We start from the raw sequence: 4,158 nt of genomic DNA, 5'->3' as shown, positions 1-4,158 counted from the left end.
GCGCTGCCGCCGCTGCCCGCGCCGAAGGGGCCCGTCGTCCCGGCGCGCCCACCGTACCCACCGACGAACTCCGGCTCGGCGTAGGCCGCCGACCGGAGGCAGGCGCCGCCTCGTGTGGGTCGGGGTTCGTGGGGCGGGCACAATGGCGGGCATGTCGTCGCGCCGCAGCAGTGCCAGGGCCAGGTCGAAGAGTCCCGCGAAAGCCTCGTCGCAGGCTCCTCGTACGTGCCCCTGCGGGTTGCCCGAGGCGTACGAGGCCTGCTGCGGCCGCTACCACTCGGGCGGCGCCGCCGCCGCACCGACCGCCGAGGCGCTGATGCGGTCGCGGTACAGCGCGTTCGTCGTGCGCGACGAGGCGTACCTGTTGCGCACCTGGCATCCCCGGACGCGGCCCGCCGGCGTCGACTTCGACACGACCATGCGCTGGACCGGCCTGGAAATCCTGGACACCCGGGACGGCTCGGCCTTCCACGCCACCGGCACCGTCACCTTCCGCGCCTCGTTCCGGGGCGGCTCGATGCACGAGCGGAGCCGGTTCGAGCGGGTGGACGGGGCCTGGGTCTATGTGGACGGGGAGTTCCTGGCCTAGTGCCGCGGCACTGGAGCCCCAGGTCAACCGGCGGCCGGGGAGTGGCTGTTGGGCGCCAGGATGTCGAGTTCCTGGAGGGCGCCCGTGGTGATCTCCCTGGTGAGTTCCTCGGCTCGGGGGGCGTCGTGTTCCCGGATGGCCTCGGCCACCTGGACGTGGAGGGTGACGGCGACCGGGTCGGGGTCGTCGAACATGACGGCGTGGTGGGTGCGGCCGGCGAGGACCTCCTCGACGACGTCGCCGAGGCGGGCGAACATCTCGTTGCCGGAGGCGGTGAGGATCAGGCGGTGGAAGGCGACGTCGTGGTGGAGGTAGCCGTCCAGCTTGTGGCCGCGTGAGTGGGCGACCATGCCGATGGCGCACTCGGTGAGTGCGGCGCACTGCTCGGCCGTGGCGTTGCGGGCGGCGAGGCCCGCGGCGATCGGTTCGACCGCCGAGCGCAGGACCGTGAGCGAGCGCAGTTGACGGGGGCGGTCCGCGCCGGCCAGGCGCCAGCGGATGACCTGGGGGTCGTAGACGTTCCACTCGACGGACGGGCGGACGATCACGCCGACCCTGCGGCGTGACTCGACCAGGTGCATGGACTCCAGGACGCGGACCGCCTCGCGCATCACCGAGCGGGACACCTCGAAGGTCTGGGCGAGTTCGTCCGTGCGCAGCACGCTCCCCGGCGGGTACTCACCCGCCGTGATCGCCGGTCCGAGGGTTTCCAGTACTCGGCCGTGCAGCCCCCGGCCCGGTGTGCTCATGGGGATCAGGGTACGAGGAGGGGGACCCGGAGAAAAAGTCAGACTTATTTGTGTCGGGGGGTTGAATTCGTCGTATCTAATGAGCTTCAGTGTCGTCGACGTCGGGTGACGTCCCAGGTGTCGACGGAGACAGCGAGGTAGTGATGCGTACCCCTCACGTCGTCGTGGTGATGGGCGTGGCAGGGACCGGGAAGACCACGATCGGTCCCCTTCTCGCGGCCCGGCTCGGCGTTCCGTACGCCGAGGGCGACGACTTCCACCCCGAGGCCAACATCGCCAAGATGTCGGCCGGGACACCGCTGGACGACGCGGACCGTGGGCCGTGGCTGGACGCCATCGGCGCCTGGGCGCACGGCCGGGACGGGCTCGGCGGGGTGGTCGGCTGTTCCGCGTTGAAGCGCGCGTACCGGGACCGGCTGCGGGCCGCGGCGCCCGGAGTCGTCTTCGTGCACCTCGCCGGTGACCGTGCGCTCATCGAGGACCGGATGTCCCACCGGCAGGGCCACTTCATGCCCACGGCGCTGCTCGACTCGCAGTTCGCCACGCTGCAGCCGCTTCAGGCGGACGAGGCGGGCGTCGCGGTCGACGTGTCGGGCGCGCCCGAGGAGATCGCCGAACGGGCGGTCGTCGCGCTGCGGGGATTCGGCCCGGCCAGGTCGTAGGGCCGCTGTCCCGCTGTCCCGCTGTCTCGTGCTTCTTCTTCTCTTCCTCCTTGTCCCCCACTTCCCCACTCAAGGATTCACCGTGACCAGACTCAACGTCGAGCTGCTGGCAGCGGACCCCGTCGAGCCGATCACCTCGGCGGGACACGCTCAACTGGGCATCGCCGTACTGGCGGGCATCGCCGTCATCGTCGTGCTCATCACCAGGTTCAAGGTGCACGCCTTCCTGGCGCTGACCATCGGCTCGCTCGCGCTCGGCGCGTTCGCCGGGGCGCCGCTGGACAAGGCGATCGTCAGCTTCACCACCGGGCTCGGGTCGACCGTGGCCGGGGTGGGCGTGCTCATCGCGCTGGGTGCGATCCTCGGCAAGCTGCTGGCGGACTCCGGGGGCGCCGACCAGATCGTCGACACGATCCTCGCCAGGGCCGGCGGGCGGGCGATGCCGTGGGCGATGGTACTGATCGCCTCCGTGATCGGGCTGCCGCTGTTCTTCGAGGTCGGGATCGTGCTGCTGATCCCGGTCGTCCTGATGGTCGCCAAGCGCGGCAACTACTCGCTGATGCGGATCGGCATCCCGGCCCTGGCCGGTCTGTCCGTCATGCACGGGCTGATCCCGCCGCACCCCGGCCCGCTGGTCGCGATCGACGCGGTGCAGGCCAACCTGGGTGTCACGCTGGCCCTGGGGCTGCTCGTGGCGATACCGACCGTGATCATCGCCGGGCCGCTGTTCTCGAAGTACGCGGCGCGCTGGGTGGATGTGCCCGTCCCCGAGCGCATGATCCCCGCGCGCGCCTCGGAGGAGCTGGAGAAGCGGCCCGGGTTCGGCGCGACCATCGCGACCATGCTGCTGCCGGTGGTGCTGATGCTGGCCAAGGCGCTGGTGGACATCATCGTGGACGATCCCGAGCAGATGGTGCAGCGGGTCTTCGACGTGGCCGGCTCGCCGCTGATCGCGCTGCTCGCGTCGGTGATCGTGGGCATGTTCACGTTGGGGCGGGCGGCCGGGTTCACCAAGGAGCGGCTGGGGTCGACCGTCGAGAAGTCCCTCGCGCCCATCGCGGGGATCCTGCTGATCGTCGGTGCCGGTGGCGGCTTCAAGCAGACGCTCATCGACTCCGGGGTCGGCCGGATGATCCTGGAGATCTCCGAGGACTGGTCGATCCCCGCGCTCGTCCTGGCCTGGCTGATCGCGGTGGCGATCCGGCTGGCGACCGGCTCGGCGACGGTCGCCACGATCTCGGCGGCGGGGCTGGTGGCCCCTCTCGCCGCGGACATGTCGACCACCCACACGGCCCTGCTGGTCCTCGCGATCGGCGCCGGCTCGCTCTTCTTCAGCCATGTCAACGACGCCGGGTTCTGGATGGTGAAGGAGTACTTCGGGATGACCGTCGGCCAGACCATCAAGACCTGGTCGGTGATGGAGACGATCATCTCGGTGGTGGCGGGGGCGATCGTGCTGCTGTTGTCGCTGGTGATCTAGCGCCGTATCGGGCAACGTTCGCCCTGTTGTTGTCCTGTGGAACCTAGCCTCAGGGGAACGAGTCGCCGCTGTGCGGCTGTTGGAGTCCCGGACCGACGAAGGGGGCCGCTCGTGGCCAAGGTCAACATCAGTCTCGATGCCGAACTGGTGGTGGAAGTGATGGTCCTGGCCGGGGTCGGCTCGCCCCAGGACGCCGTCGAAGCGGTCGTGCGCGACTACGTCGCCCGGGGACACCGCACCGAGGCGCGCACCGGGCTCAAGGAGCAGGGCCTGCGCGAGGTCGAGGTCAAACCGCAGGAGCCCCAAGGCTGACCACAAGACCGGGGACTTCCGGCTGGGTCCGGCGCTACGGCCGCCACAGCGGGTGTTCCCGGTCCGCCCATTCCCGGCTGACCGAGCCCGTGCGCAGGCCCCGGCGGGCCTCGGGGTCGCCCAGGGCCATGCCGATGTGGCCCGCCAGGACGACGCCGATCGTCAGGGCCAGCCAGTCGTGGACGAAGGTCGCGCTGGTGCGCCACATCAGCGGGGTGAGGTGGGTGAACCACATCATCAGGCCCGTGGCGAGCATGACGAGGGTGGCGCCGGCGATCCAGGAGGCGTAGAGCTTCTGGCCGGCGTTGAACTTGGCGGCGGGGCGTGCGCCCGGGGCGCGGCGGCGGGCGGCGCGGAGCCAGACGC

The 4,158-nt window shown here is 70.8% G+C and carries 6 protein-coding genes; 4 read left to right on the top strand and 2 right to left on the bottom strand.

Going from position 1 to position 4,158, the window contains the following annotated elements:
• The first annotated feature begins 142 nt into the window (after positions 1–142).
• A complete protein-coding gene (locus tag AWZ10_RS23080; protein ID WP_159015101.1) occupies positions 143–589 on the top strand; it encodes a YchJ family protein in 447 nt (148 codons plus the stop codon).
• 23 nt (positions 590–612) lie between these two features.
• Here AWZ10_RS23080 and AWZ10_RS23075 read toward each other — a convergent pair whose 3' ends face one another.
• Positions 613–1,338 carry a FadR/GntR family transcriptional regulator gene (locus AWZ10_RS23075; protein ID WP_046706293.1) on the bottom strand — a complete coding sequence of 242 codons (726 nt, stop codon included), beginning with the start codon at positions 1,336–1,338 and terminating at the stop codon, positions 613–615.
• 143 nt (positions 1,339–1,481) lie between these two features.
• Between AWZ10_RS23075 and AWZ10_RS23070 the strand changes: the two genes are divergently transcribed.
• From AWZ10_RS23070 to AWZ10_RS23060, 3 genes are all read left to right on the top strand, one after another.
• Positions 1,482–2,000 (top strand): gluconokinase, encoded by a 519-nt coding sequence (locus AWZ10_RS23070; protein ID WP_046706294.1) that lies wholly within the window; start codon positions 1,482–1,484, stop codon positions 1,998–2,000.
• An 82-nt stretch (positions 2,001–2,082) separates the two neighbouring features.
• Entirely contained in the window at positions 2,083–3,480 is a 1,398-nt protein-coding gene (locus tag AWZ10_RS23065; RefSeq protein WP_046706295.1) for a GntP family permease, read from the top strand.
• 111 nt (positions 3,481–3,591) lie between these two features.
• Complete coding sequence (locus AWZ10_RS23060) at positions 3,592–3,792, top strand: type II toxin-antitoxin system VapB family antitoxin (RefSeq protein ID WP_046706296.1); 201 nt, start codon at positions 3,592–3,594, stop codon at positions 3,790–3,792.
• A gap of 34 nt (positions 3,793–3,826) precedes the next feature.
• Here AWZ10_RS23060 and AWZ10_RS23055 read toward each other — a convergent pair.
• Positions 3,827–4,158, bottom strand: a 332-nt coding sequence (locus tag AWZ10_RS23055; protein ID WP_208618545.1) for a cytochrome b/b6 domain-containing protein, incomplete at its 5' end; no start/stop codon positions are given.

Origin of the sequence: Streptomyces europaeiscabiei (assembly GCF_001550375.1) — a bacterium.
GTDB lineage: Bacteria > Actinomycetota > Actinomycetes > Streptomycetales > Streptomycetaceae > Streptomyces > Streptomyces europaeiscabiei.
This window is presented reverse-complemented; position numbering and strand designations above follow the sequence as displayed.

Excerpts from the sequence above, each read along its gene's own strand:
- AWZ10_RS23080 (WP_159015101.1), top strand. The coding sequence starts at position 143 with ATGGCGGGCATGTCGTCGCGCCGCAGCAGTGCCAGGGCCAGGTCGAAG.
- AWZ10_RS23075 (WP_046706293.1), bottom strand. The coding sequence starts at position 1,338 with ATGAGCACACCGGGCCGGGGGCTGCACGGCCGAGTACTGGAAACCCTC.
- AWZ10_RS23070 (WP_046706294.1), top strand. The coding sequence starts at position 1,482 with ATGCGTACCCCTCACGTCGTCGTGGTGATGGGCGTGGCAGGGACCGGG.